We start from the raw sequence: 25,413 nt of genomic DNA, 5'->3' as shown, positions 1-25,413 counted from the left end.
GCGTTCCTATTGCCCTACATCACGGAGTCCCTTGCAAAATGAGCGAAACCGCGCGTTTCACCGAAGTAGCCGATCTGGTACCCGCCGCCGAGAGCCTGCGCGAGATTCGCCATCACATTCATCACCATCCCGAACTGGCTTACGAAGAGTTGCAGACCGCGGCGCTGGTCGCCGACAAACTCGAACAATGGGGCTGGCAGGTGACGCGCGGCGTCGGTCAAACCGGCGTGGTCGGCACGCTCAAGGTGGGCGACGGCACGCGCAGCATCGGCATTCGCGCGGACATGGACGCGTTGCCGATTGTCGAGCGGACCGGTTTGCCTTACGCAAGCGGCACGCACGGCAAGATGCACGCGTGCGGGCACGACGGCCACACGACGATGCTGCTGGGCGCGGCACAACGTCTTGCGGCCACCCGCAATTTCTCCGGTACCGTGCATCTGTACTTTCAGCCGGCCGAGGAAAGCGGCATCGACAGCGGTGCCAAAAAGATGATCGAAGACGGCTTGTTCGAGCGCTTTCCGTGCGACGCCGTGTTCGGTTTGCACAATCATCCGGGCGCGGAGCCGGGGGTGCTGCTGTTCCGCAAGGGGCCGTTCATGTCGGCGGGCGACAAGGCGATCATCACCATTGAAGGCGTAGGCGGTCACGCGGCGCGCCCGCATCTGACGGTCGATCCCGTCGTGGTGGCCGCCAGCATCGTGATGGCGTTGCAGACAATCGTCGCACGCAACGTGGATCCGTCGCAGCCGGCGGTCGTCACCGTCGGCTCCATGCATGCGGGCACGGCGAACAACGTGATCGCCAGTACGGCAAAGCTCGAACTCAGCGTGCGCTCGTTCAGCGCCGAAGTGCGCGCGCTGTTGAAAAAACGCATTACCGAACTCGCCGAAACGCAGGCGGCGAGTTACGGCGGCAAAGCTATCGTCGACTATATCGAAGGCTATCCGGTCGTCGTTAATTCGGATGACGAAACAGATTTCGCCGTGCAGGTGGCGCGTGAACTGGTGGGCGACGATAAGGTTGTCGCTCAGACGGATATTCTGATGGGCAGCGAAGACTTCGCGTTCATGCTGCAAAAGCGACCGGGTACGTTCCTGCGGATCGGCAACGGCGTCGGCGAGGACGGCTGCATGGTGCACAACCCGCATTACGACTTCAACGACCGCAACCTGCCGGTCGGCGCCGCGTTCTGGACGCGGCTCGTCGAGCGGTATTTAGGCCGCTAGATGAGCTGGCGGGCCGGAAGCTGCCAGACGCCACGGCGCGCGCCGTGGCGCTCGCCGGCCGCGCGCGCTTCACCCTTGATAACCCGCCGCGGCCGGCATCAACCGCGCCGCGCCACCATCTCCGAGACGCTTTGCGCCGCCTGCTGCAGCGGCTCGAGAAACGCCTTCACCATCTGCTTTGCGGAGTTACGCTGCGCATTGCCGCTGATGTTCATGGCCGCGATCACCCGCCCCTGGCGATTGCGGATCGGCGCCGACAGCGAAATCAGCCCGCCTTCCAGTTCCTGATCGACGATAGCCCAGCCCTGGCGGCGCACCTGCGCGATCAGCTTCTTCAGTTCTTCCTTGTCGGTCACCGTGCGCGGCGTGTGTGCGTAAAGCGGCGACGAATTGAGCGTCGCGTCGAGCGTTTCGTCGTCGAGTGCGGAGAGCAGCACGCGGCCCATCGACGTGCAATACGCCGGCAAGCGGCTGCCGATCGACAGATTGATCGTCATGATCTTGTGAGTCGGCACGCGCAGCACATAGACGATCTCGGTCCGGTCGAGCACGGCCGCCGAGCAGCTCTCGTGGACCTGCGCGGACAACTCCTCCATGACCGGCTCGGCAAGGTTCCAGAACGGCATCGACGTCAGATACGCGAAGCCGAGTTCGAGAATCTTCGGCGTGAGGCGAAAGAGGCGCCCTTCGGCTTCGACATAGCCGAGCGTCTGCAACGTGAGCAGAATGCGGCGTGCGCCCGCGCGCGTGAGGCCGGTGGCGGCGGCGACGTCGGTCAGCGTCTGTTCGGGGCGGGTGGCGTCGAAGGCGCGGATCACCGCGAGGCCGCGCGCGAACGACTGCACGTAGGAGTCGCCCGGTTTGTCCGGGGCCGGTTCGGCGCTGGCGGAGACGTCGGAAGACGGCGGCAAGGCTTTGCTCATGGACCTGGAAGAATGCGTTCGGAAGGCTCGGACACCGCTCGCGCCGGGGAAGCGACGCAACGGTGCGCAAAGGCGTGACGATAGCTTAAGCCTTCAGTTTCGCCAACTTCGCCGCGGCGCGGATCCGAAACCACGAAAACCCAGGGTTAGCGCGGATGCAGCGTGCATCCAAAAATTTGTATGATGACCCGATGACATGACAATGAGGCATGGGATGTTCGACAAGATTCCAGCGCGCGCATTGAGCGATACCGTCGCGCAGCAGCTTCTCAAGCAGATCGACAAGGGCACGTTCGAGCGAGGCGGCAAGCTGCCGACCGAAGCCGTGCTCGCGCAGCAGTTCGGCGTGAGCCGCACGGTGATTCGCGAGGCGATCTCGCGGCTGAAGAACGAAGGCGTGGTCGAGCCGCGCCAAGGCAGCGGCGTGTTCGTGGCGGCGCACGGGGCGGTGCGGCCGCTGCGCATCGACTACGCGGAAGCGGTCGAGCCCGGCTCAGTCGTGCAGATTCTCGCGCTGCGCCGGGCGATCGAGGCCGAAGTCGCGTCCGAGGCTGCCATGCGCCGCACCGACGCCGACATGGTGGCGATCGACGCCGCGCTCGCGAAAATCGACGAAGCCGTGGCCGAGGGCGAGGACGGCGTAACGGAAGACGTCGCGTTTCACCGCGCAATCGCGGCCGCCACTGGCAACCCGTACTTCCTCAAGACGCTCACGTTCCTGAACCAGTATCTCGAGGCCGGCACCGTCGTGACGCGTCGCAACGAGGCGTTGCGCGAGGACTTCTCGCGTCAGGTGCGCGAGGAGCACGCGGCCATTGCCGCCGCGATCCGCGCGGGCGATCCCATGGCCGCGCGCAATGCCGCGCGAACCCATATGTACAACGCGGCGCGGCGCCTGGCGGAAGCCGGCATTTGCTGACGGATCGCCGCGCCCGGCGAAGCTTGCCCATTTCCGCGCCAGTCCGCCTGAGCGCGTAACAGATTCCAGAGAGGTTCGAGCATGTCCAGAAATGTCGGTGTCATCGGTCTTGGCGCAATGGGACTCGGCGTCGCGCGCTCGCTGCTGCGCGCGGGCTTTCGCGTTCACGCGTGCGATTTGCGCAGTGAAGTCCTGCAGGCGTTTGTGAAGGAAGGTGGCGTGGGCTGTGCTACGCCGGCGGAACTCGGCGCGCAATGCGACGTGGTCGTCACGCTGGTCGTGAATGCCGCGCAAACCGAAGCCGTGCTGTTCGGCGCACCGGGCGCCCACGGCGAAGGCGGAGCGGTCGCGGCGATGAAGCCGGGCGGCGTCGTGATCGCGAGCGCGACGGTGGCCCCCGACTTCGCGATCGAACTCGGCAAGCGCATTGAGGCGGCCGGTCTGCAGATGCTCGATGCGCCGGTCTCGGGCGGCGCCGCGCGCGCCGCAGCGGGCGAAATGACGATGATGACCTCCGGCCCGGCCGCGGCTTACGCGGCGTGCGAGGACGTGCTCGCCGCGATGGCCGGCAAGGTCTACCGCCTCGGCTCGGCCCATGGCGCCGGATCCATAGTAAAGATCATCAACCAGTTGCTCGCGGGCGTGCATATCGCGGTGGCGGCGGAAGCCATGGCGCTCGGCCTGCGCGAGGGTGTCGATCCCGACGCGCTGTACGACGTGATCACGCACAGCGCGGGCAATTCGTGGATGTTCGAAAACCGCGTGCCGCACATACTCAACGGCGATTACACGCCGCTCTCGGCCGTCGATATTTTCGTCAAGGATCTGGGGCTCGTGCTCGATACCGCGCGCCGCTCGAAGTTTCCGCTGCCGCTGTCCGCGGCGGCGCACCAGATGTTCATGATGGCGTCCACAGCCGGTCACGGCGGCGAGGACGATTCCGCGGTCATCAAGATTTTCCCGGGCATCGACGTGCCGGCGGCGAAGTAACCAGGAGCGCCCGTCATGACGGCTACGACCCAACGCCCGCTGCTCGGCTGCATCGCCGACGACTTCACCGGCGCGACGGACCTCGCGAATATGCTGGTGCGCGGCGGCATGCGCACGGTGCAGACCATCGGCGTGCCCGAGCGCGGTGAGACGCTGCAGGCGGACATGGCTGCGGACACGGACATGGCCGCGGACGCCATCGTGGTCGCGCTGAAATCGCGTACTATTCCTGCTGCCGACGCGGTCGCGCAATCGCTCGCCGCGCTCGACTGGTTGCGTGCGCAAGGATGCCGCCAGTTCGTTTTCAAATACTGCTCGACTTTCGATTCGACCGACGCGGGCAATATCGGCCCGGTGACGGACGCGCTCCTCGACGCGCTGTCCGCCGGCAACAACGCAAACAGCGAGGCGAGCGCTTTTACGATTGCGTGCCCGGCGTTTCCCGAGAACGGCCGCACGATTTTTCGCGGACATCTGTTTGTCGGCGACGCGTTGCTCAACGAGTCCGGCATGGAGAACCATCCGCTCACGCCCATGCGCGACGCGAACCTCGTGCGCGTGCTGCAGCGCCAGACGCGCTCCAAAGTCGGACTCGTGCGTTACGACGCCGTGGCGCAGGGCGTCAACGCGGTGCGCGAATCGTTCGACGCGCTGCGCCGCGACGGCGTGCGCATGGCCATCGCCGATGCCGTCTCCGACGCCGACCTCTATGTGCTCGGCGAAGCATGCGCCGATCTCACGCTGATCACCGGCGGCTCGGGCATCGCGCTCGGTTTGCCGGGCAACTTCCGCCGCGCGGGCCTGCTCGAGCCGCGCGACAATGCCGCGCAACTGCCGCGCGTCGAGGGCTTGCCGGCGGTGCTCGCGGGCAGCGCGTCGAAAGCGACCAACGCGCAGGTCGCGGCGTGGCGCGCATCGCGCCCGGCGTTTCGCATCGATCCGCTCGCGGCGGCGCGCGGCGAAGCCGTCGTCGAACAGGCGCTTGCATTCGCGCAGCCCTACCTCGACAAGGGCGAGCCGATGCTGATTTACGCCACCGCCACGCCCGACGAAGTGAAGGCGGTACAACGCGAACTCGGCGTCGATCAAGCAGGGCATCTGGTGGAAGCCACGCTGGCCGCGATTGCCCGCGGCCTGCATGAGCGCGGCGTGCGCAAGTTCGTGGTGGCGGGCGGCGAGACATCGGGTGCAGTGGTGCAGGCGCTGAACGTGCGTAGCCTGCGGATCGGCGCGCAGATCGATCCGGGCGTGCCGGCCACGGCGACGACGGGCGCGCAACCGCTCGCGCTCGCGCTCAAGTCGGGCAACTTTGGTGCGACCGACTTCTTCGAAAAGGCGCTGCGCCATCTGGAAGGAGGCGTGCAATGAGCGGCGCGACGCAAAGGCCGGATAACACGACGATAAGCGCACCCGCCATTCACGCGACCAGCGAATCACGCGTGCGCGAGGAAATCTGTGTGACGGGCGCGAGCCTCTATCAACGCGGCTATACGGTGGGCAGGGCGGGCAACATCAGCGCGCGCCTCGACGACGGCTGGCTCATCACGCCGACCGACGCCTGCCTCGGCCGGCTCGATCCCGCCAACATCGCCAAAGTCGATTTCGACGGCAATGCCGTTTCCGGCGGCAAGCCCTCGAAGACGCTCGCGCTGCATCGCGGCATCTACGCGCGCAACGGTGAAGCGCGCGGCATCGTCCATACGCATTCCACGCATCTCGTCGCGCTGACACTCGCGGGCGTCTGGAGCGAGCACGACGTCCTGCCGCCCATCACGCCGTACTACGTGATGAAAGTGGGCCACGTCCCCTTGATTCGTTACAGCCGCCCGGGCGACCCGCAAGTCGCCGCGCAAATTGCGGCCCTGGCCGATCAGGTTCGCGCCGTGCTGCTCGAACGCCTCGGCCCGGTGGTATGGGAGCGTTCGGTTGCCCATGCGTCGTATGCACTCGAAGAACTCGAGGAAACCGCGCGCCTGTGGCTCATGACGAATCCGCGGCCCGCGCCTTTGAACGAGGCGGCGCTCGACGAACTACGCAGCGTGTTCGGCGCGCGCTGGTAGCCGATCACACCTTAGCCGTCCACACCTAGATCGCCCCAGGCGACGCATCACACTTCCACTCAAGGAGACATTGCATGAGTTCGTATCAGGCCGTATCGGGCCAGCCGGTTGCGGCGGCCGTGGGACAACCCGGCGCCGCCGAAGTCGAGCGTACATACAAGAAGGTGTTCTGGCGCATCGTGCCGTTCCTGATGCTGTGCTATGTGGTCGCGTATCTCGATCGCGTGAACGTGGGCTTTGCCAAGCTGCAGATGTCGCAGGACCTCGCCTTCAGCGAAACGGTGTTCGGCCTCGGCGCGGGCGTGTTCTTTATCGGCTATTTTTTGTTCGAACTACCAAGCAATATTCTGATGCACAAGATCGGCGCGCGCATCTGGATTGCGCGGATCATGATTACGTGGGGCGTGATGTCGGCGCTCTTCGTGTTCGTCAAGACGCCGGCTCAGTTCTATATCTTGCGTTTTCTGCTCGGGCTCGCCGAAGCCGGCTTTTATCCGGGCGTGATCCTGTATCTGACTTACTGGTTTCCCTCGCATCGGCGCGCAAAGATCATTGCGGTGTTTATGTCGGCGATTCCGGTGTCGGGCATTTTCGGCAATCCGCTCTCGGGCTGGATCATGCAGGCGTTTCACAACAGTTCGGGTCTGGCCGGCTGGCAGTGGATGTTCCTGATCGAAGCCGTGCCGGCGGTTGCGGTCGGCATCGCGACCATTCTGTATCTTGACAACGGGATTGCGGGCGCGAAGTGGCTGAGCGAACCGGAAAAGCGCCTGCTCGCCGACGAAATCGCCGCATCGCAGCCGAAGGAAAAGGCCAACGCCCATTCGCTGCGCGCCGTGTTCCGCGATCCGCGCACGTGGTGGATGTCGCTCATCTACTTTGCGTTCGTGACCGGCCAATACGGGCTCACGTTCTGGATGCCGACACTCATCAAATCGACCGGCGTGAGCGGCGCATTCAATATCGGCTTGCTGAGCGCGATTCCGTTTATCTGCGCGATCGTCGTGATGAATCTGCTGGGTCACAGCGCCGACAAGCGACGCGAACGCCGCTGGCATCTGATCGTGCCGGCGCTGTTCGGCGCGGTGGGCTTTACGGTGGCCGCATCGTTTGCGAGCAACACGGTGGTGTCGATTGCCTTTCTCTCGCTCGCCGCAGCGGGCGTGCTGACCTGCGCGCCGCTCTTCTGGTCGCTGCCTACCGCGTTCATGTCGGGCGCGACCGCCGCTGCCGGCATCGCGATCATCAACTCGATCGGCAATCTGGCGGGTTTCGCGAGCCCTTATATGATCGGCTATCTGAAGGATCTCACGCACAGCACGCAGTCGGGCATGTATGTGCTGGCCGGCATGCTGGTGATCGGCGCGATTGCCACGTGGCTCACGCCGGCGAAACTGGTCAACCGTTAACCCTCTGGTGCGCCGCGCAAGCCTGGCTGTCGCAGCGCTGCTTGCCGCGCACGGAAATACCGCTTCAAAGGAGTTGCCGCCATGCCTCGCTTCGCCGCGAATCTCTCGATGATGTACAACGAGCACGCCTTTCTGGACCGCTTCGCCGCCGCCGCCAAAGACGGCTTCAAGGCGGTCGAATTTCTGTTTCCCTACGATTTCCGCGCGGACGAGATCAAGGCGCGGCTCGATGCCAACGGCCTCACGCAAGCGCTCTTCAATGCGCCGCCGGGCGACTGGGCGAACGGCGAGCGCGGCATCGCCACCCTGCCGGGGCGCGAAGACGAGTTCCGCCGCAGCATCGACACCGCGCTCGACTACGCGCGTGTGATCGGCAATCGCAAGCTGCATGTCATGGCGGGCCTGATCGGCGCGGATCAATCGCGCGAGCGGCATCGCGAGGTGTATCTGCGCAACCTCGCGCATGCGGCCAACGCGGCGCAAGCCGAGGGCATCACGATTCTGATCGAGCCGATCAATACGCGCGACATGCCGGGCTTCTTTCTCAACCGGCAGGACGAGGCGCAGGCCATTTGCGCGGAAGTCGGCGCGGCCAATCTCAAGGTGCAATTCGACTGCTACCACTGCCAGATTGTCGAAGGCGATCTCGCGACGAAGCTCCGACGCGACCACGCGGGCATCGGCCACATTCAGATTGCCGGTGTGCCGGAGCGGCACGAACCGGATACGGGCGAAATTAACTACCCGTATCTGTTCGAGGTGATCGACTCGCTCGGCTACGACGGCTACGACGGCTACATCGGCTGCGAATACCGGCCGCGCGCCGCGACATCCGCGGGACTGGGCTGGGCGAAGCCGTATCTGAACGCCGCCTGATACCACCTGGTACCGGACAACGAATACGAGGGCAAAGCGAATCATGAAAGTACTGATTACCGGCGGCGCGGGTTTTCTCGGCCAGCGCCTCGCGCGTGAACTCCTCGCGCGCGGTTCATTGAAAGACGCAAAGGGCGCGCCGCAAGCACTCACGCAACTGGTGCTGCTCGACGTCGTGCAGGCAAACGATTTCGGCGACAGCCGCGTGCGCACCGAAGTGGGTGATATCGCAGAGCAGAGCGTGCTCGAACGTGTAATCGACAGCGACACCGCAGCCATTTTTCATCTTGCCGCGATTGTCAGCGGCCAGGCCGAGGCGGATTTCGATCTCGGCATGCGCATCAATCTGGATGCGTCGCGCCTGTTGCTGGACGTATGCCGGCAACGCGGGCACCGGCCGCGCGTGCTGTTCACGAGCTCGGTCGCGGTCTACGGCGGCGAGCTGCCTGAGATCGTGCAGAACGACACCGCGCTCAATCCGCAATCGTCGTATGGCGCGCAAAAGGCAATTGCCGAATTGCTGCTGAACGATTACTCCCGGCGCGGTTTCGTCGACGGGCGCGTGCTGCGCCTGCCCACCATCAGCGTGCGGCCGGGCAGGCCGAATGCGGCGGCGTCGTCGTTTGCGAGCGGCATCATTCGCGAGCCGCTGAACGGCGAGCAGGCCGTCTGTCCCGTCGACGGCTCGACGCGCCTGTGGCTGCTGTCGCCGCGCAAAGCCATCGAGAGCCTGATTGCGGGCCTCGAACTGGACGGCGCCGCGCTCGGCAACCAGCGCGTGCTGAATCTCCCGGGCATTTCCGTCAGCGTCGACGAGATGGTCGCGGCGTTGCGCGAAGTGGCCGGCGACGCAGTCGCGAAACGGATCGTGTGGCAGCCCGATGCGCGCGTGGAAAAAATTGTCGGCAGTTGGCCGGGGCGCTGGGACACGGCCCGCGCCGAGCAGCTCGGCCTGACCGGCGACCGGAATTTCGCCGACGTGATCCGCGCGTATATTGCCGACGAAGGCATCCAGGTGCGCTGAACGCCGCGCCGGCCTCGCGCTGACCTGGTCCGCCGGCTCGCTGCCGGGCGGGCGACGGCGCGGGCGGCGGTGCGCACATCAATCGTCAGACGCTTTTGCGCTCCGTCCGCAGCCCCTCGCGTATTCCCTGATGTCGACCCGCGGGCGCTTGACAGCGTTTCCGCCGCGCGCCTATTATCGAGTCTCGTTGTTCGATATATGACCTAATGTTCGTATAAAGAACAAAGCGGCGGGCGACCCGAACACCCCGTTCACCATCCTGCGCTAAGCTGAATTCGCGCGAGGCTAGTCCTCGTCACGCCCGTCCGGCCGGTGCCCGGTTCATCCGTGCACATCCGCCCGCGCCGCGCACGCATCCAGACAGACGCAGACGGCGCGGCGCACGCAGCACATCACTGGAGACATCACATGACCGAAGCATTCCTGTGCGACGCAATTCGCACCCCCATCGGCCGCTACGCGGGCTCGCTGTCGTCGGTTCGCGCCGACGATCTGGGCGCGGTGCCGCTCAAGGCCCTGATGGAGCGCAACCCGAACGTCGACTGGAACGCCATCGACGATGTGATCTACGGCTGTGCGAATCAGGCGGGGGAAGACAACCGCAACGTCGCGCGCATGTCGCTGCTGCTGGCGGGTCTGCCGCAAGCCGTGCCGGGTTCGACGGTGAACCGTCTGTGCGGATCGGGCATGGACGCGGTCGGCATTGCCGCGCGCGCAATCAAGTCGGGCGAGGCCGCGCTGATGGTCGCGGGCGGCGTCGAAAGCATGAGCCGCGCGCCGTTCGTGATGGGCAAGGCGACCAGCGCGTTTTCGCGCCAGGCCGACATCTACGACACGACCATCGGCTGGCGCTTCGTCAATCCGTTGATGAAGCAGATGTACGGCGTCGACTCGATGCCCGAGACGGGCGAGAACGTTGCGACTGACTATAAGATCAGCCGCGCCGATCAGGATGCGTTCGCGCTGCGCAGCCAGCAGAAAGCGGCGCGCGCACAGAAGGACGGCACGCTCGCGCAGGAAATCGTCGGCGTGACGATTGCACAGAAGAAGGGCGATCCGATCACCGTGTCGCAAGACGAGCATCCGCGTGAAACGAGCCTCGAGGCGCTTGCGAAACTGAAGGGCGTGGTGCGCCCGGACGGCACGGTGACGGCCGGCAACGCGTCGGGCGTCAACGACGGCGCGGCAGCGCTCCTGCTTGCCAACGAAGAGACGGCGAAGCGCTTCGGCCTCACGCCGCGAGCCCGCGTGCTAGGCATCGCCACCGCGGGCGTCGCGCCGCGCGTAATGGGCATCGGTCCCGCGCCCGCCACGCAGAAGCTGCTCGCGCGCCTCAATATGAGCATCGATCAGTTCGACGTGATCGAGTTGAACGAAGCGTTCGCCTCGCAAGGCATTGCGGTGTTGCGCACGCTCGGTGTCGCCGACGACGACGCGCGCGTGAACCCGAACGGCGGCGCCATCGCGCTGGGCCATCCGCTCGGCATGAGCGGCGCGCGGCTCCTGACCACTGCGATGTATCAATTGCAACGCACGCAAGGGCGCTTCGCACTGTGCACGATGTGCATTGGCGTGGGACAGGGCATCGCGATCGCCATCGAACGCGTGTAAGGTTTCAACGCGGATGCGTTTGCTCGCATCTGCACGCGGTGACAGAAAGCGGCCTCTTCGCAGCAGCGAAGAGGCTTTTTTTTGCTCCACGGGCGCGAGGCGGCATGCAGGCACGCTGATCGAAACATGCTCGCATGCCGCACGCCTATCAACGCGGCGTGGGCGGTCCGAGACTCAAGCCTGCAAGCCGGCTCAAACAACGCCTGAAGAAGCCTTGCGCGGGCAACAGGCAAGTCAGCGAGACATGGGCGGTGCGTTCGCCGTCGGTGCTGAGCCAGATGCGTTCGCCGCGCTGCAGGCTGAATGTTTGACCCGGCACGAGCCAGTGATCGTAAGGAGAACTGATGCGCGTAAGCCAGAGCCGCGCACCGTTCACTGCGAGCGTGCTGTCCGCCGCGACACGCCAGGTCAGCGTCGCACCGGGCGCGATCTGAAAATGCACCACCATCTTCGGCAGACGCTCGTTTTGCCGATGCTCGAAAAATTGCGCGTCGTCGTCCATGCACTGCGGGCTTGCCTGATCCATCTTGCTCTCCGTGATAAAGCCGGCTGACGGAGGCGCCCTCAAAACAAAAGGCCCCTTCCGTTACCGGCGGGGCCTTGGGGGTCTTGTTTTACAGATTCAGACTGCTAACGCGCACAACCTCCCAAAGGCCAGCCGATGACGGCTCGCTTCGGGTGATTAATCGCTACGGCGATGGAGGTGTGCGTGAACATGAGTCGAGTGTGCCGTTTTGCCGCAGGTCGTGTCAACAGAATTCAGCTGTGGTTTTCCGTAGCCACGTTGCCGTGCCTTGCGCTGCCGCAGCCCTCGACACTGCGTGCGTTCTTCTGCTGGAAATTATGTCGGCCCATGTCACGGCACCGGAAAAACGCTCGCGAGGCCTTGCGCAGCGGGCTTCTTTCGCGGTGAAACAGCGCGACATATCTTACGTGCTGATTGTTACGGCGCGTCCTTCTATAGTCCGCTCATCGCCACGCAGCGCAGCAGCAGTCGCACGAAGTGGCCCGAACTCAAAGGACATACCGTGAAATCTCATTCGTTCGCAGTCCCGGCTACCGGCGCATTGTCTGCCACCGCCACCTCGCGTGCCGCGCGTCGCGCGCTGCGCACGCTCGCGCTCGGCGCGACTGCCGCCACGCTCGCCTTCGGCAGCGCGTCGGCCTTCGCGTGGTCGCAGCACGGCACCGCCTACACGTCGCGCGGCGTGTATAACGAAGGCCACGTCGGCTCGTGCGGCGGCGGCAGCTGTTCGCATGCGGGGGGCGTCGTTGGTCCCTATGGCGGTCTCGCGACGAACACCGGCACGGTGACGCGCAACGCGCCCGGCCAGTTCTCCAATTCGGGGACGGCAACCGGCCGCTACGGCAACTCGGTCCAGCACGCGGGCGATACGAGCTGCGCCGGCGGCACCTGCTCGCACACCGGCACGCTTACGGGGCCGGACGGCAAGACCGCCAGCACGTCCGGCGAAGTGACGAAGACGGGCGCGGGGCAATACTCGTCGTCGGGCACGGTGACGGGGGTGAACCGCAACACGGTCAACCACTCGGCGTCGACAAATTGCGCGGGCGCTTCGTGCTCGCGTTCGGGCACCGCGACGGGTTCGGACGGCGGGACGGTCACGCATTCGGGCACGGCGACACGCGTGGCGCCAGGTGTCGTCACGACGTCCAGCAGCGTGACGGGCACGCACGGCAATACGGTGAGTTCAAGCGGAACGGTGGTGAGCACGGGCGTGGTGGCGACGGGTGGGACGACTGTCGTGGTCGCGCCGAAGCCGGTGTACGTGCCCCCGCCTGCGCCGGTGGTGGTCGCGCCGAACCCGGTTGTCTACGTTCCGCCGGCCGCGCCGGCCGCGCCGGCTGTCGTCGTGGCGCCCGCGCCGGTTGTCCCGGCACCGCCGCCGCCCGCGACGGCCGTCGTGGTCACGCCGAAGCCGGTTGTTTCCGCACCGCCGCCCGCGCCGGCTGTCGTGGTGGCGCCGAAGCCCGTGGCATATGTGCCGCCGCCCCCGGCTGTCGTCGTGGCACCCAAGCCCGTCGCTTATGTTGCGCCGCCCGTGGTGTATGCGCCGCCGCCCGTCGTCTACGTGGCGCCGCGCCGTGTCTACGTCGCACCGGCGCCGCGCCCGGCCGTCTGGGTGCCGGCGCATTGGGTCGGCCGCGTGTATGTGCCCGCGCACTGGTCCTGATGAGCCAGGCCATGCGATTCAGACTGCGCTTTGCTCGCGGTAACCGCGGTGCCGGCCCGGGACTTGCCAGCCGCGTGCGGCACGCCGGCTATCTCATGCGCACACCAAGGGGGGCGCCCCACCGCGCGAACGCGGACTTGACACGGCTTGCGAAAGCGCGCCGGCGTGTTCTGCGGGCATCGGACGAACGCGGCTCTCGCAAAGCAGGCGTATGGGTCACTCTCATCGTGGCGGCAGCGTTGTTGATCGCCGTGCAGCGCTTCGCCGCCAACACCGACGTGCCTCGCGAACTCCGCGCGATGGTCGCCTCGACGAATTGCGCAGCCCGCTACGCGGCCTTGCTGGATCTGGCGGAACTGGCGCGCCGCGACGGGACGGCGTCGGACGTGGTCATGCGGGGCTTGAGCACCCGGAGCGGCGCGCGCGGCGCACTGAGCGAATGCCCGCGCCTGAGCCCCGGCGGACCGGAGCAATAGCGGGCGGGCGCTGAAGACGCCAGCAGCTGGTTCGCCTTTTTACTGCTCCGACGACTCCGCCGCGAGCGTCAACGGAAAACGGATCGTGAAGGTCGTGCCCACGCCCTCGCGCGACGCGAAGTCGATGTGTCCGCTCAGCACGCGGCACAGTTCCTTCACGATGGCGAGTCCGAGCCCGGTGCCGGGAATGTCCTCGTCGGCGGCGCGCTCGAATTCGTGGAACACGCGGTCGGCGTCGGCAGGCGCAATGCCGACGCCTGTATCCGACACGCGGATCGACCAGTGTTCCGCGCCGGCCATGGCAAAGTGCAACTCGACCTGTCCGGATTGCGTGTATTTGATTGCGTTGGAAAGCAGGTTGACGGCGATCTGCTTGAGCTTCAGACGGTTCGACGTCACCACTGGCAGCGCGGGATCGAATGCCGGGCGCAGCGTGAGCCCCTTGGCCTCGATAGACGGCCGCGACGACACCACGAGTTCCTCGTAGAGCTCACGCAGGTCGACCTGGTCCAGCGTCAGCGGCGCGCCGTCGCCGAGTATCACCGAGTACTCGACCATCTGGTCGACGAGCGCTTTCATGTCTTCCGCCTGCCGGTTGGCCAGCGTCAACGCGGTGTCGGCCCTCGCGGGCGCGCGCGCGATCAGTTGCAGCGCCATCGAAAACGCATTGAGAAAATTTCGCAGATCGTGAACCACGCTGCGCGTGATGTGCATGCGCGACTCGTACAACTCGCCGACGAGCCGCTGTTTCAGCTTCAGTTCGTGGTTGGCGCGCTCGAGCCGGCCGGTGTATTCGTCGATCTTGCGGTCGCGTTCGCTGACCACTTCGCGGATCGACGTGAGCGTGACGACGCTCAGCGCTTCCGCGATCATGCGGCGCGCGCGCCTTTCGTGGCGGCGCGTGAACGCGTTGTCGGTCGCCGCGTAAGTGTCGAGCGCATCGGCGAGAACCTGGTGGAACAGATCCAGCTCGCGCACCAGCTCTTCGATCCGGTAGCCCTGGCGCCAGCGCACGATGCCGTGCTTTCGCGCATCGCGTTCGATGGCCGGTTCGACGCGTTCCAGGTCTTCGATATCGAGCGCCGCGCACAGGCCGTCGAGAATGTCCGGCAGATGGTCGGCGAGTTGCTGATAAGTGAGCTTGTCGGCTTCCACGAGGTCGGCGTCGCCGAAGACCGCTTTCATCCATTGCTCTGTCAATCGAACCCGCTCGGCGCGAACGAAATCGGCGAAGTTGCGCAGCGGGCTAACGCGTATCTCGCTCATAGTGCCCCGGTGGATAAGGTTTTGAAATTGTGCGCGTACCTGGAAAACGGCAAGTCATTATCGCCGCAATTGGACCGGATGGCGTCGAATTTGCGGGCTGGTGAAGTCATCCGCCGTGATCCTTCAGGAAATCGACAAACGCGCGCAGCGGCGCGGGCACATGGCGGCGGCCCGGATAATAGAGAAACGGTCCGGAAAAAGGCTGCCACCACGGCTTAAGAATCGGCTCCAGCGCGCCGCTGTCGAGATGCGGACGGAGCATGTCTTCGAACAGATGGATGACGCCGACGCCCGCGACGGCCGCGCTGATGGCGAGGTCCATCGCCGCGCCGGGCCGCACGAGCAGCGGTCCGGACGGATTCAGCTGCACCACTTCGCCGTCGCGCTCGAAAGACCAGGTCGGCGTCGCGCCGCTCGCGAACTGACCGCGCAGGCAGGCGTGCGAGAGCAGCTCGCGCGGATGCTGCGGGCGGCCGCGCGCGTCGAGGTAGGCGGGCGCCGCGGCGGTCGCAAAGCGCTGCACGCGCGGGCCGATCGGCACGGCGATCATGTCCTGTTCGAGCCGTTCGTCGTAGCGGATGCCGGCGTCGCAGCCGATCGAGAGCACGTCGACAAAGCCGTCTTCGACCAGCACTTCCACGCGAATGTCCGGATACGCTTTCAGAAACGGCGCGATGACGCCGGGCAGCACGATGCGCGCAGCGCTCGCCGGCACGTTGAGCTTGAGCGTGCCGCTCGGCTGCTCGCGGAATACATTGAGCACGTCGAGCGCCGCTTCCATTTCGCTGAAGAGCGGCGTCAGCTTGTCCAGCAGACGCAGGCCCGCTTCGGTCGGCGCGACGCTGCGCGTCGTGCGGTTCAGCAGGCGCAAACCGAGCCGGCCTTCCAGGCGGCGCACGGCCATGCTCAGGCTCGACGCGGAAACGCCGCCGCGGCGGGCCGCGTCGCGAAAGCCCCCGGCGCGCGCCACGGAGATAAAGGCGGTCAGGTCGTTGAGTTCCATGGCAACTGTTCATTAATGTGAACAACCCGTGCACGTTAGCCCGCTTTATTGAACGATGCAATCCCGGCGATACTCGGCCTGAACGACCATCAAGGAGAGCGTTATGCCCACTCTGAATACCACCGACACATTTCTTTTCGCCGATCGCCCGGTGCGGCGCATGGGCTATGGCGCGATGCAACTAGCGGGGCCCGGCGTGTTCGGGCCGCCGAAAGACCGCGACGCCGCGCTTGCCGTGCTGCGCGAAGCGCTCGCGCAAGGCGTCAATCACATCGACACCAGCGACTTTTACGGCCCGCACATCACCAACCAGCTGATTTGCGAGGCGCTGCATCCCTATCCGGACGATCTCGTCATCGTCACCAAGCTCGGCGCCGTGCGCGGCAGCGACGGTGCCTGGTTGCCGGCGCAGGAGCCGAAGGATCTCGCGCGCGGCGTGCACGACAATCTGCGCAATCTGCGCCTCGACGTGCTTGAGGTGGTCAACATGCGCCTGATGGGCGACGTGCATGCGCCGAGCGAAGGGTCGATCGAAAAGCAGATCACCGCGCTCGCCGAGATCCAGCAGCGCGGCCTGATCCGCCACATCGGCCTGAGCAACGCGACGCGCACCCAGATTGCCGAGGCGCAGCGCATGACCAGGATCGTCGGCGTGCAGAACCACTACAACCTGGTGCACCGTGCCGACGACGCGCTGATCGACGAGCTGGCGGAGCAGGGCATCGCCTATGTGCCGTTTTTTCCGCTCGGCGGTTTTACGCCGATTCAGTCGTCGGCGCTGACGGACATTGCGCGGACGCTCCGCGCGACGCCGATGCAGGTGGCGCTCGCCTGGCTGCTGCAGCGCGCGCCCAACATCCTGCTGATCCCGGGCACGTCGTCCGTCGCACATTTGCGTGAGAACCTGGCGGCGGCAAGTCTGGAACTGAACGGCGAAATTCTCGCGAAGCTGGATGCGATCGGCGCTGCCGGCGGTCGGACACACTATTAGGATGGCGAAGCATCGCGCCTCACACCGAATCCACGATGTGAGCGCGCAGCCACTGATGCGCCGGATCGCGATGCGAGCGCTCGTGCCACAGCATGGCCATTTCATAGCCGGGCACCTCGACGGGCGACTCGACCACGCGTAGCGCCGGGTTGTTGCGCACGAGCCGCGCGGGCACCATCGCCACGAGGTCGGTGTTCGCGAGCGCCGAAATGAGAAACAGGAAGTGCGGGACGGACAGCACCACTCGGCGCGACAGGCCGGCTTTCGCGAGCACGTCATCCGTCGGGCCCGCGAAGCCGCCGCCGTCGGGCGACACAATGGCGTGCTCGAACTTCGAGAATTGCGCCAATGTAGGCCGCCGTTTCAGCCGCGGATGATCCGCGCGGCCGGCAAGCACATAGCGCTCCGCAAACAGCACGCGCCGGCGTAAGCCGGCAGGCGCGCCTTCGCTCGTATGAAAGCCGAGGTCGATCTCGCCCTGTTCCGCCTGCTTCGCTATACGCGGGGGCGCCGCCTCGACAATCGCGAGCCGCGTGCCCGGCGCTGCCACGCGCAGCCGCTGCAGCGCCGGAAGTACGATCGTGGACTCCGCGTAGTCCGTCGCCGCAATGCGCCACGTTTGCGTGGCCAGCGCGGGGTCGAAAGGACGCGCCGGCGCCACGGCCTGCTCCAATGCTTCGAGCGCCTGTCGCAGCGGCTCGCGCAAGGCCTCCGCGCGCGCGGTTGCGCGCATGCCTCGCGGGCCGGGCAGCAGCAGCGGATCGCCCAGCACGTCGCGGAGCTTGGCGAGGTGCACGCTCACCGAAGGCTGCGAAAAGTTCAGACGCTCCGCAGCGCGTGTCACGTTGAGCTCCGCGAGCAGAACGTCCAGCGTGACCAGCAGGTTGAGGTCGAGCTTGCGCAGATTATTCATGGCAATACCTGTCATATCAGCAATTCATTTCCAATATACCGTGACGGCGCCTATCGTGTGCGTATCCCCACATCAATCAAGGCAAGCAAAATGAACGTGCTGATTGTTTATGCTCATCCCGAACCGCGGTCGTTGAACGGATCGCTGAAGGACTTCTCCGTGAGGCGCCTCCAGGAGGCGGGGCACGCGGTTCAGGTTTCCGATCTGTATGCGATGAACTGGAAGGCCCTGCTCGATGCGCACGATAGCGTTGCGCCCGCAACGGGCGACCGCTTCGACCCCTCGCGTGCGTCGAAGCATGCATTCGAGAACGGACTGCAAAGTCCGGACATCGCAGCCGAACAGGCCAAACTGAGGTGGGCCGACGCGGTCATTCTGCAGTTCCCGCTGTGGTGGTTCTCCATGCCGGCGATCATGAAGGGCTGGGTGGAGCGCGTCTACGCGTATGGTTTTGCGTATGGCGTGGGCGAGCATTCCGATGCGCGCTGGGGTGATCGCTACGGCGAGGGTACCTTCGCCGGCAAGCGCGCGATGCTCGTCGTCACCACGGGAGGATGGGAATCGCACTACAGCCCGCGCGGCATCAATGGCCCGATCGACGACGTCCTGTTCCCGATCCAGCATGGCATTCTCTATTACCCCGGCTTCGACGTGCTGCCGCCGTTCGTGGTGTATCGCACGAGCCGCGTCGACGAAGAAAGATTTCTGCAGGTGCGCGACGCGCTCGGCGAGCGCCTCGACAATCTCTGGACCACGGCGCCGATACCGTTTCGTCCGCAAAACGGCGGCGATTATCGGATTCCCGAGCTGACGCTGAGGGAAGACATCGCGCCGGGCCGCGCGGGTCTTGCTGTGCACATCAAATAGGTGTACTGCGCATGCATGTTACGACGCATGCGTTGCGCATCGAGCGAGGTCAATCGTAGGGTTCGCTGAAATTTGGCTGTAAGTCGCTGTTGTTAGAGTCGTCGCTGGAATTTGCCGCCCCGTATGCAGTTGTGTATTGCCTGCTGCATCGACTGTGTTTGCCGCACATGTAGACAGGGAGAGCGACGAATATGAGTACCGCACTTGATGCACTTAGGGCCAGCAGGTCACTTGGCGCACGTGGCGCACGGTTGGGCTGGCTGGTCGCGATGCTGCTGCTTGCAGCGCCTGCATGGGCGTTCCAGTCGCGCGTCGTGACGATTCCGAGCGCGGCCATGCACAAGTCGCTAGAAGCGACGGTCGTGTTGCCCGACCGCTATGCACGCGGCAAGGCGGCCGACCGGTTTCCGGTTGTCTATCTGCTGCACGGTTCGGGCGGCGATTACACCGACTGGGCCGCCAATTCGCCGATCGGCAAACTCGCGGACCGCTATGGCGTGATTCTCGTCATGCCCGACGGCGGCCGTGAAAGCTGGTACATCGACAGTCCCGTCGATGCAGGCAGCCGTTACGCCACTTATGTCGGCAGCGAAGTCGTCGCTTACATCGACATGCATTTCCGCACCATTGCGACGAAAGACGCGCGCGCGATCACCGGCTTGAGCATGGGCGGATTCGGCGCACTGCATATCGCGCTCGACCGGCCCGACGAATTCGGCGCTGCCGGCAGCATGAGCGGCGCAGTGGACCCGCGCGGCTGCGAGGACGAGCCGGGCATCGACCAGGTGTTCGGCGATCCCGCCGGCCACGCCGATTTCTGGAACCGCGAGGCGATTGTCGAGCACGCGCGCAGCTTTGCCAGCGCGCATATTGCGCTGATGATCGACTGCGGCATGAACGATTCGCTCGTGCATTCCAACCGGATGCTGCATGCACGCCTGCTCGAGCTCGGCGTGCCGCATCGCTATGCCGAGCGGCCCGGCGGCCACACGTGGAAGTACTGGTCCAATGCGGTGCAGTACCAGGTGCAGTTTTTTGCCGCCGGTTTCAGGCGCAATGGCAGCAGCGCTGTGGCTTGAGGCGTGCCGGCGGTTTTATTTCGGTTGCCGAAGCAAATTGTCTCGCGCATCAGTCGATAATCAGTCGATGCCATGAAAGACAGCGTCGTCGGGACCGAGATACGCGGGCGGGCGCCAGGCCGCGTCGCGCATGGAATGCTGAACCAGCTTTTCGACGCCGAGCAGCACCGCGAATATCGCCATCCGCACTGGAATGCCGTTGTCCGTCTGCCGGAAAATGGCGAGCCGCGAGTCGTGATTGAGGTCCACGCTCAGGTCGTTCGCGCCCGGCCGGCTGTCGCGCGGCAGCGGGTGCATGATGAGCGTGTCGCTGCCGCACACGCTGTCCACCAGCGCCTGATTGATCTGGAAATCCGGCGTGTAGCCTTCGAATGATTCGTCGGTAAAGCGCTCTTTCTGAATGCGCGTGGCGTACACCACGTCGGCGCCGCGCAGCCCGCTCGGCAGGTCGTGAGTCTGTTCGATCACATGTCCGTTGCGCGCAATCTGCTCGATGATATAGCCCGGCATTTCCAGCATGGGCGGCGAGATCAGCGTGAACTTGATGCCGCGATAAAGCGCCAGCAGCTTGACGAGCGAGTGCACTGTGCGCCCGTATTTCAGGTCGCCGACAAGCGCGATATGGGCGCCGTCGACAATCTTGCCGAGCCGCGAGAACTCGCGCTGAATGGTGTACAGGTCGAGCAGGGCCTGGCTTGGGTGCTCGCCGGGGCCGTCGCCGCCGTTGATCACCGGCACGTTGGTCGCACGCGCGAATTCGGCCACCGAGCCTTGCTCCGGGTGGCGGATCACCAGCGCGTCGACGTAGCCGCTCATCACGCGGCTCGTGTCGTAGATCGACTCGCCCTTGGCCATCGACGAAAACGTAAAGCCTGTGGTGTCGCACACGGAGCCGCCCAGCCGGCAGAACGCCGCGCCGAAGCTCACGCGCGTGCGAGTGCTCGCCTCGAAAAACAGATTGCCGAGCACCGCGCCTTCGAGCACGCGCGAAATTTTGCGGCGCCGCGCGATGGGCTGCATGATGTCCGCGACTCGAAAGAGCGCCTCCACCGAGTCGCGCGAAAACTGGTCGACCGACAGCAACTGCGGCTTGCCTTCCCACAGCATCTGGCTCGCCAGTGATTGCGAATCTACGCTTTGCGTATACTTTTCGCCCGGTTCGCCGTTTACCACGATCTCGGAGACGAAACGCTCGACAATCTCCGGCATGGCCCGCGACTCCTGCGAATCGTCAGGGAGAAGCCATGTGTCGAGCGCTCGCCGCGACACGCCGATGCGGCCCGCGAAGGTATCGCGCGTCATGTTCAGGCGCCGCATGGCGTCGCGGAGAAAGGCTTGTTGGGGGACGCTCATGGAGGCACCTGTCGGAAAGTGTGCGCGCGGACTATACGCGGTGCGTATATTAGTTTGGCTGCCGCAGAAGTCAAGTCATTTCGAGATACGCTTTGCCAATTCGCTTTGGGCGCGGTTACACTGCGCTTCATGCTCTTCGGCCCGACTCCTTCCCTCCGCGCGTTGACCGCGACGCGTTCCGCCTTCGCAGACGCGGCGCTCGCACGCGCGCGCCGTTCGCTCGCGATCGCGCTGTGCGTCGAGCAATGCCGTCCGGAACTCGGCGCCAAAGCCAAAAAACAGCCGCTCATCTGACCGGAGCACGCTGTTCCGTCAGATGCGACGGAACAGCGGATCGCGCGCTCCAGCGGTCTTTCCTGTCTTTCCCCTTCGCACGCTGCCGGAATCGATACGGTCGCTCATCGACGTAAGAGGAAAGACATGTCTATTTTTTCGGGTATCTGGATTCCGCTCATCACGCCTTTCGCGGATGGCGCGGTGGATCACGCCGCGTTGCGCGCGCTCGTGCGCCGTTACGGGGATGCGGGCGTCGCCGGCATCGTCGCGTTAGGCACGACGGGTGAGCCAGCCGCGCTCGACGACGCGGAACAGGACGCCGTCATCGCGACCATTCTGGAGGCGGCGGGGGCCGGCCGCGGCGGTACCTCGGAGCCGGGCGCGCCGTTGCCGGTGGTGGTCGGCGTGTCGGGCAACTACACCGCCAGCATGCGCGAGCGCATTCAGCAACTGAATGCGCTGCCCATCGCGGGGGTGTTGATGGCCGCGCCGTACTACGTGAGGCCGTCGCAGGCGGGCATTGTCACTCATTTCATGACGCTCGCCGATGCCAGCGAAAAGCCCGTCGTGCTCTACGACATTCCCTATCGCACCGGCGTGCGGCTCGAACTCGACACGCTGCTCACGCTGGCCGCGCATCCGCGGATTCAGGCGGTGAAGGACTGCGCCGGTTCGCTCGACACCACGCTTGCGCTGATTCGCGACGGACGCTTGCAGGTGCTGACGGGCGAAGACATGCAGATCTTCAACACGCTCTGCCTCGGCGGCAGCGGCGCGATTGCCGCGTCGGCGCATGTGCGCACGGAGCAGTTCGTCGCGCTTTATCGCGCGCTGGCGGCAGGTGCGCTCCAAGAAGGGCGGCGCATTTTTCACACGCTCGTGCCGCTGATCCATGCGTTGTTCGCCGAGCCGAATCCCGCGCCGGTGAAGGCGTGGCTCGCATCGCAAGGGCTGATACGCGACGAACTTCGCCTGCCGATGACGCGCGCGAGCACAACGTTAGCGGAGCGCCTCGCGGCATGGGAGCGGGACTGAACGCGGCGGTCGCAGCCTCACGCGGCGTATTTGAGATGCTGCTTCCGGCTGCAAGGCGATAATCGGCGCCCTCTATCGATTATCGTCGCCGGCATGGGTCCGGCTCATGCCGCATGCAGTCAGTTGAGTTGATCGGATCCTTGTTTGCCGTCCATGTGCCGGCCGCGTGCCGCTTGCGGCGCGCGGCATGCCGCGCGCGTGCCGGAGCACGCTGATGGGGACCACGTTTCGAGCGCGCGCCCGGCTCGCCAGCGGTTCAGTGGGCCTCGTGACGCGCCGTTCTGCGACGACGCTTGCGCTTGCCGCCGCGCTGCTTGCTGCGGTGCTTGCGCTCGCCGCGGGCATTGCGATCGGCCTGCATTGGTCCGCACGCGACGCCTCCGGCATGCAAACCGCAAACCGCATCGAGCGCGATTATGCAATCGACCAGCTCGGTAAGCTCGACGCTTCGGTCGCGCAAATCGAGCCGCGCATTGCGCGCCTCACCGCACAGGTCGATGCGCTGCGCGATTTCGAAGCACGGCTGAATACGCCACGGCCGGCGCCGCGCGCGCCTGCCGCGGCGCCGTCGGTGTCGTCCGTTCCGTCCGCTTCACCGGCGCTGCCCGCTTCCAGCGGCGATACGTCCGCGACCGATAGCGAAGGCGAGGGCGGCCCCGCCTTGCCGCCACGCCGCTGCACGGGCGGCACGGGCCGCACGTCGCGCTTCGGCGCCCGCCCCGACGTGACGCGCACCGGCGAGCAACTGGACTGCATCGCGGCCACGCTGGGCGCGCTCGAGCAACAAACCCTCGCGCATGCGGTCGCTTACGCCGCGTTCCCCGGCCGCATGCCGGCCGACGGCGCGCGCTTCGGCTCGCCATTCGGCAACCGCACGGATCCCTTCTCGCATCGGCTGAGTTTTCATCCGGGCCTCGACCTCGTCGCGAAGACGGGCACGCCGATTCTTGCCGCGGCAGGCGGCCGCGTGGTGCTTGCGGGCGAGAAGTCCGGCTACGGCAACGCAGTCGAAATCGATCACGGCAATGGACTCATGACGCGCTACGGCCACGCGTCGCGCATCGTCGTGCATGCCGGCGATCTGGTGCTGCCGCGCCAATACATCGCGGACGTCGGCTCGAGCGGACGCTCGACCGGCCCGCATCTCCATTTCGAAGTATTGATCAACGGCGCGCCCGTCGATCCAGCTGCCTACCTTGCGCTTTTCGACACTCGTTCGCATGACTAACCGGTTTTTTTCTCGCGACGCATGTTCCCTGACGCGTCGCGCGTACGCGCTGGCGCCGGTGCGTCGCCTACGCGTTCGCGTGGCGGTATGGGCGCTGGTTGGCAGCTTGAGCGCGCTGGGCGGCGCCGCGGCAGTGTTGATCGGCGAGGCATGGCGCGCCGGCCTGCCGCTCGCACAATGCCTGCCGGTTCCCGTCGATAAGAGCGCCGAGCAGGCCGAACTGGCCCGCGTGCGGTTTGCCTTGGCTGAGGAGTCGGCGGCGCGCGCGGCGGTGCAAAAGACAGCGGACAGCGCCGCGGCCGAGGTTGCGCGGCTCAACGACGAATTGCAGTTCCTGCGCGGCCAGAGCCGGACGGCACGGCGCTAGGTTCGCTCGACACGTTTTATTTTCGGAGTACTTATGTTCAGCAAGAAAAAATCCGCAGGCATCCGGCAGTCGAAGCTTGCCACTCTGATTGCGCACGACGTGCGCGTGACAGGCGACCTCCAGTTCACAAACGGCCTGCGACTGGACGGTTACGTGAAGGGCAACGTCAGCGGCGAGTCCGGCAGCCAGACACTGCTCGTGCTGAGCGATCGCGGTTCGATCGAAGGCAACGTGCACGGCTACGACGTCGTGATCAACGGCAAGATTGTCGGTGACGTCATTGCCGATCACTTCGTCGAACTGCAAGCCAACGCGCATGTCACGGGCAACATCTACTATCAGCAACTGCGCATGGACTGCGGAGCCTCGGTGGACGGCAAGCTCACGCGTCGCGAGAGAGCGGAAGCACCTGTGCCGCTTACGTCGATGGTCGATCCTGCCCGCGAATAAGGCTCAATGACGCCGGATCCCCCTCATACCATGCCCGACAGCGACCGGCGTTGGCTCGGTTCGTCGTGGTGCGGCAGAGGCTCGCGAGCCGTTGCCGGGCCCAGACTGGTCCGCGAATTCCGCGCGAGAGCGAGCCGTTCGCTGGCGCTGCGGTCCAGCGTCGCGAGCATGTCGCGTTCGAGAATCAGCAGTTTGAAGGCCAGCACGATGAGCCCGCTTGCGAGCAGGACATCCCCGGCGAACACCACGGCGTAGACCGCGGACGTGGTCCGCGGATTGCCGATCAGCAGGGCGAGATTGGCGTGGTCGAGCAGCACCAGCGTGAGCGGTACGATCGCACCCAGCGTGGCGATCGTCGCGCCGATTGCGACGACGGTGCGCGCCATGCCGAGATGCGGACGGCGCCGGCGGCACACTTCGTACAGCGTGGCCGCGCGATAAGGCGCGAAGAACAGCGCGAGCAGCACGGCGCGCGGCAACATGGGCAGCTCGAGTAGCAGCGCGCCGCCATACAGCACGCAGAACGCGCACGTGACGATAAACGCCGTGCGCCATGCCATCGGCACACCGAATAATGCCCGCGTGCCGGCCCAGATCAGGATGCGGCTTTGCAGCGCGAACGCCGCGGTGGCGAAGAGGAGAAAATCGGTGCGCCACGCCGAACGCAGCGCGAAACAGGCGGAGGCCGCGGCGAGCAGATAAAACGCGGCGGCCCAGAGGCGGAATGCGCCGACTTGCGCGAACATCCGCGAAAGCACGGTGGCGATCAGCGCGCAGCACAGAAACGTGATCAGGCACAACGAGGTGAACGTCGCTACATCGAATCTCATGAAGTCTCCAGCACCTGTGCAGCGTTTATTGTTTATTGTTGAA

25 protein-coding genes are annotated in these 25,413 nt (G+C 65.4%); 18 read left to right on the top strand and 7 right to left on the bottom strand.

Annotation, left to right across the window (positions count from 1 at the left end; all coding sequences use genetic code 11):
• Nucleotides 1–38 precede the first annotated feature (38 nt).
• Entirely contained in the window at nucleotides 39–1,229 is a 1,191-nt protein-coding gene (locus tag ACEN8U_RS11295; protein ID WP_310109321.1) for a M20 aminoacylase family protein, read from the top strand.
• Nucleotides 1,230–1,327: 98 nt separating this feature from the next.
• Here the strand turns inward: ACEN8U_RS11295 and ACEN8U_RS11290 are convergent, their stop codons facing one another.
• A complete protein-coding gene (locus tag ACEN8U_RS11290) occupies nucleotides 1,328–2,152 on the bottom strand; it encodes an IclR family transcriptional regulator (protein ID WP_013591734.1) in 825 nt (274 codons plus the stop codon).
• 214 nt (nucleotides 2,153–2,366) lie between these two features.
• Here ACEN8U_RS11290 and ACEN8U_RS11285 point away from each other — a divergent pair, with 214 nt between their 5' ends.
• The 8 genes from ACEN8U_RS11285 to pcaF all read left to right on the top strand — a co-directional run bounded on the left by ACEN8U_RS11285 (nucleotide 2,367) and on the right by pcaF (nucleotide 11,041).
• Nucleotides 2,367–3,071 carry a FadR/GntR family transcriptional regulator gene (locus ACEN8U_RS11285; protein ID WP_013591735.1) on the top strand — a complete coding sequence of 235 codons (705 nt, stop codon included), beginning with the start codon at nucleotides 2,367–2,369 and terminating at the stop codon, nucleotides 3,069–3,071.
• A gap of 81 nt (nucleotides 3,072–3,152) precedes the next feature.
• Entirely contained in the window at nucleotides 3,153–4,061 is a 909-nt protein-coding gene (ltnD, locus tag ACEN8U_RS11280) for an L-threonate dehydrogenase (protein WP_310109318.1), read from the top strand.
• A 15-nt stretch (nucleotides 4,062–4,076) separates the two neighbouring features.
• Nucleotides 4,077–5,429, top strand: coding sequence for a 3-oxo-tetronate kinase (gene otnK, locus ACEN8U_RS11275; protein WP_310109315.1), 1,353 nt, complete (start codon nucleotides 4,077–4,079; stop codon nucleotides 5,427–5,429).
• A complete protein-coding gene (locus ACEN8U_RS11270; protein ID WP_310109313.1) occupies nucleotides 5,426–6,121 on the top strand; it encodes an aldolase in 696 nt (231 codons plus the stop codon). The genes otnK and ACEN8U_RS11270 overlap by 4 nt, the downstream gene beginning before the upstream one ends.
• A 74-nt stretch (nucleotides 6,122–6,195) precedes the next feature.
• Nucleotides 6,196–7,530 carry an MFS transporter gene (locus tag ACEN8U_RS11265; RefSeq protein WP_310109310.1) on the top strand — a complete coding sequence of 445 codons (1,335 nt, stop codon included), beginning with the start codon at nucleotides 6,196–6,198 and terminating at the stop codon, nucleotides 7,528–7,530.
• A gap of 81 nt (nucleotides 7,531–7,611) precedes the next feature.
• Nucleotides 7,612–8,406 (top strand): 2-oxo-tetronate isomerase, encoded by a 795-nt coding sequence (gene otnI / locus ACEN8U_RS11260; RefSeq protein WP_310109308.1) that lies wholly within the window; start codon nucleotides 7,612–7,614, stop codon nucleotides 8,404–8,406.
• 43 nt (nucleotides 8,407–8,449) lie between these two features.
• Entirely contained in the window at nucleotides 8,450–9,430 is a 981-nt protein-coding gene (gene denD / locus ACEN8U_RS11255; protein ID WP_310109306.1) for a D-erythronate dehydrogenase, read from the top strand.
• Nucleotides 9,431–9,838: 408 nt separating this feature from the next.
• Complete coding sequence (gene pcaF / locus ACEN8U_RS11250) at nucleotides 9,839–11,041, top strand: 3-oxoadipyl-CoA thiolase (protein WP_310109304.1); 1,203 nt, start codon at nucleotides 9,839–9,841, stop codon at nucleotides 11,039–11,041.
• A 148-nt stretch (nucleotides 11,042–11,189) separates the two neighbouring features.
• Here pcaF and ACEN8U_RS11245 read toward each other — a convergent pair whose 3' ends face one another.
• Nucleotides 11,190–11,567, bottom strand: a complete 378-nt coding sequence (locus ACEN8U_RS11245; protein WP_310109301.1) for a DUF2917 domain-containing protein — start codon at nucleotides 11,565–11,567, stop codon at nucleotides 11,190–11,192.
• Between the two features lie 502 nt (nucleotides 11,568–12,069).
• Between ACEN8U_RS11245 and ACEN8U_RS11240 the strand changes: the two genes are divergently transcribed.
• Together ACEN8U_RS11240 and ACEN8U_RS11235 are read left to right on the top strand one after the other, a co-directional pair.
• Nucleotides 12,070–13,236 (top strand): hypothetical protein, encoded by a 1,167-nt coding sequence (locus tag ACEN8U_RS11240; protein WP_310109300.1) that lies wholly within the window; start codon nucleotides 12,070–12,072, stop codon nucleotides 13,234–13,236.
• An 11-nt stretch (nucleotides 13,237–13,247) separates the two neighbouring features.
• On the top strand, nucleotides 13,248–13,712 hold the full coding sequence (locus ACEN8U_RS11235) for a hypothetical protein (protein WP_310109297.1): 465 nt from the start codon (nucleotides 13,248–13,250) through the stop codon (nucleotides 13,710–13,712).
• Between the two features lie 39 nt (nucleotides 13,713–13,751).
• Here ACEN8U_RS11235 and ACEN8U_RS11230 read toward each other — a convergent pair whose 3' ends face one another.
• Nucleotides 13,752–14,978 carry a sensor histidine kinase gene (locus ACEN8U_RS11230; RefSeq protein ID WP_310109295.1) on the bottom strand — a complete coding sequence of 409 codons (1,227 nt, stop codon included), beginning with the start codon at nucleotides 14,976–14,978 and terminating at the stop codon, nucleotides 13,752–13,754.
• Nucleotides 14,979–15,084: 106 nt separating this feature from the next.
• Nucleotides 15,085–15,981 (bottom strand): LysR family transcriptional regulator, encoded by an 897-nt coding sequence (locus ACEN8U_RS11225; protein ID WP_310109292.1) that lies wholly within the window; start codon nucleotides 15,979–15,981, stop codon nucleotides 15,085–15,087.
• Nucleotides 15,982–16,084: 103 nt separating this feature from the next.
• On the opposite strand from ACEN8U_RS11225, the gene ACEN8U_RS11220 reads away from it, so the two are divergent.
• Entirely contained in the window at nucleotides 16,085–16,972 is an 888-nt protein-coding gene (locus ACEN8U_RS11220; protein ID WP_310109287.1) for an aldo/keto reductase family oxidoreductase, read from the top strand.
• A 19-nt stretch (nucleotides 16,973–16,991) separates the two neighbouring features.
• On the opposite strand, the gene ACEN8U_RS11215 is transcribed toward ACEN8U_RS11220, so the two are convergent.
• Nucleotides 16,992–17,900, bottom strand: a complete 909-nt coding sequence (locus ACEN8U_RS11215) for a LysR family transcriptional regulator (RefSeq protein ID WP_310109284.1) — start codon at nucleotides 17,898–17,900, stop codon at nucleotides 16,992–16,994.
• Between the two features lie 75 nt (nucleotides 17,901–17,975).
• Between ACEN8U_RS11215 and ACEN8U_RS11210 the strand changes: the two genes are divergently transcribed.
• A complete protein-coding gene (locus tag ACEN8U_RS11210) occupies nucleotides 17,976–18,752 on the top strand; it encodes an NAD(P)H-dependent oxidoreductase (protein ID WP_310109281.1) in 777 nt (258 codons plus the stop codon).
• A gap of 269 nt (nucleotides 18,753–19,021) precedes the next feature.
• Entirely contained in the window at nucleotides 19,022–19,831 is an 810-nt protein-coding gene (locus ACEN8U_RS11205) for an alpha/beta hydrolase (protein WP_310109278.1), read from the top strand.
• Between the two features lie 60 nt (nucleotides 19,832–19,891).
• Here ACEN8U_RS11205 and ACEN8U_RS11200 read toward each other — a convergent pair whose 3' ends face one another.
• Entirely contained in the window at nucleotides 19,892–21,184 is a 1,293-nt protein-coding gene (locus ACEN8U_RS11200; protein WP_013591752.1) for an aspartate carbamoyltransferase, read from the bottom strand.
• Between the two features lie 420 nt (nucleotides 21,185–21,604).
• On the opposite strand from ACEN8U_RS11200, the gene dapA reads away from it, so the two are divergent.
• The 4 genes from dapA (at nucleotide 21,605) to ACEN8U_RS11180 (ending at nucleotide 24,540) form a co-directional block, all read left to right on the top strand.
• Complete coding sequence (gene dapA, locus ACEN8U_RS11195; RefSeq protein ID WP_310109276.1) at nucleotides 21,605–22,495, top strand: 4-hydroxy-tetrahydrodipicolinate synthase; 891 nt, start codon at nucleotides 21,605–21,607, stop codon at nucleotides 22,493–22,495.
• A gap of 214 nt (nucleotides 22,496–22,709) precedes the next feature.
• Nucleotides 22,710–23,723 (top strand): M23 family metallopeptidase, encoded by a 1,014-nt coding sequence (locus tag ACEN8U_RS11190; RefSeq protein ID WP_310109273.1) that lies wholly within the window; start codon nucleotides 22,710–22,712, stop codon nucleotides 23,721–23,723.
• 106 nt (nucleotides 23,724–23,829) lie between these two features.
• Nucleotides 23,830–24,090, top strand: coding sequence for a hypothetical protein (locus tag ACEN8U_RS11185; RefSeq protein ID WP_310109270.1), 261 nt, complete (start codon nucleotides 23,830–23,832; stop codon nucleotides 24,088–24,090).
• Nucleotides 24,091–24,123: 33 nt separating this feature from the next.
• On the top strand, nucleotides 24,124–24,540 hold the full coding sequence (locus ACEN8U_RS11180; protein WP_310109266.1) for a polymer-forming cytoskeletal protein: 417 nt from the start codon (nucleotides 24,124–24,126) through the stop codon (nucleotides 24,538–24,540).
• 23 nt (nucleotides 24,541–24,563) lie between these two features.
• On the opposite strand, the gene ACEN8U_RS11175 is transcribed toward ACEN8U_RS11180, so the two are convergent.
• Nucleotides 24,564–25,370: a hypothetical protein gene (locus tag ACEN8U_RS11175; RefSeq protein WP_310109264.1), complete on the bottom strand. Its 807-nt coding sequence runs from the start codon at nucleotides 25,368–25,370 to the stop codon at nucleotides 24,564–24,566.
• Nucleotides 25,371–25,413: the final 43 nt, after the last annotated feature.

Source organism: Paraburkholderia phenoliruptrix (assembly GCF_047325075.1).
In the GTDB taxonomy this organism is placed as follows: domain Bacteria; phylum Pseudomonadota; class Gammaproteobacteria; order Burkholderiales; family Burkholderiaceae; genus Paraburkholderia; species Paraburkholderia phenoliruptrix.
Note: the sequence above shows the minus strand (reverse complement) of the source record. Positions and strands in the feature narration are given on the sequence as shown.

Coding starts and splice junctions, on each gene's coding strand:
- ltnD (WP_310109318.1), top strand. CDS start 3,153: ATGTCCAGAAATGTCGGTGTCATCGGTCTTGGCGCAATGGGACTCGGC.
- ACEN8U_RS11200 (WP_013591752.1), bottom strand. CDS start 21,184: ATGAGCGTCCCCCAACAAGCCTTTCTCCGCGACGCCATGCGGCGCCTG.
- otnI (WP_310109308.1), top strand. CDS start 7,612: ATGCCTCGCTTCGCCGCGAATCTCTCGATGATGTACAACGAGCACGCC.
- ACEN8U_RS11180 (WP_310109266.1), top strand. CDS start 24,124: ATGTTCAGCAAGAAAAAATCCGCAGGCATCCGGCAGTCGAAGCTTGCC.
- ACEN8U_RS11290 (WP_013591734.1), bottom strand. CDS start 2,152: ATGAGCAAAGCCTTGCCGCCGTCTTCCGACGTCTCCGCCAGCGCCGAA.
- dapA (WP_310109276.1), top strand. CDS start 21,605: ATGTCTATTTTTTCGGGTATCTGGATTCCGCTCATCACGCCTTTCGCG.
- otnK (WP_310109315.1), top strand. CDS start 4,077: ATGACGGCTACGACCCAACGCCCGCTGCTCGGCTGCATCGCCGACGAC.
- ACEN8U_RS11205 (WP_310109278.1), top strand. CDS start 19,022: ATGCTGCTGCTTGCAGCGCCTGCATGGGCGTTCCAGTCGCGCGTCGTG.
- ACEN8U_RS11175 (WP_310109264.1), bottom strand. CDS start 25,370: ATGAGATTCGATGTAGCGACGTTCACCTCGTTGTGCCTGATCACGTTT.
- ACEN8U_RS11265 (WP_310109310.1), top strand. CDS start 6,196: ATGAGTTCGTATCAGGCCGTATCGGGCCAGCCGGTTGCGGCGGCCGTG.
- ACEN8U_RS11190 (WP_310109273.1), top strand. CDS start 22,710: ATGGGGACCACGTTTCGAGCGCGCGCCCGGCTCGCCAGCGGTTCAGTG.
- pcaF (WP_310109304.1), top strand. CDS start 9,839: ATGACCGAAGCATTCCTGTGCGACGCAATTCGCACCCCCATCGGCCGC.
- ACEN8U_RS11245 (WP_310109301.1), bottom strand. CDS start 11,567: ATGGATCAGGCAAGCCCGCAGTGCATGGACGACGACGCGCAATTTTTC.
- ACEN8U_RS11235 (WP_310109297.1), top strand. CDS start 13,248: ATGCGATTCAGACTGCGCTTTGCTCGCGGTAACCGCGGTGCCGGCCCG.
- ACEN8U_RS11295 (WP_310109321.1), top strand. CDS start 39: ATGAGCGAAACCGCGCGTTTCACCGAAGTAGCCGATCTGGTACCCGCC.
- ACEN8U_RS11225 (WP_310109292.1), bottom strand. CDS start 15,981: ATGGAACTCAACGACCTGACCGCCTTTATCTCCGTGGCGCGCGCCGGG.
- ACEN8U_RS11270 (WP_310109313.1), top strand. CDS start 5,426: ATGAGCGGCGCGACGCAAAGGCCGGATAACACGACGATAAGCGCACCC.
- ACEN8U_RS11285 (WP_013591735.1), top strand. CDS start 2,367: ATGTTCGACAAGATTCCAGCGCGCGCATTGAGCGATACCGTCGCGCAG.
- denD (WP_310109306.1), top strand. CDS start 8,450: ATGAAAGTACTGATTACCGGCGGCGCGGGTTTTCTCGGCCAGCGCCTC.
- ACEN8U_RS11215 (WP_310109284.1), bottom strand. CDS start 17,900: ATGACAGGTATTGCCATGAATAATCTGCGCAAGCTCGACCTCAACCTG.
- ACEN8U_RS11220 (WP_310109287.1), top strand. CDS start 16,085: ATGCCCACTCTGAATACCACCGACACATTTCTTTTCGCCGATCGCCCG.
- ACEN8U_RS11210 (WP_310109281.1), top strand. CDS start 17,976: ATGAACGTGCTGATTGTTTATGCTCATCCCGAACCGCGGTCGTTGAAC.
- ACEN8U_RS11230 (WP_310109295.1), bottom strand. CDS start 14,978: ATGAGCGAGATACGCGTTAGCCCGCTGCGCAACTTCGCCGATTTCGTT.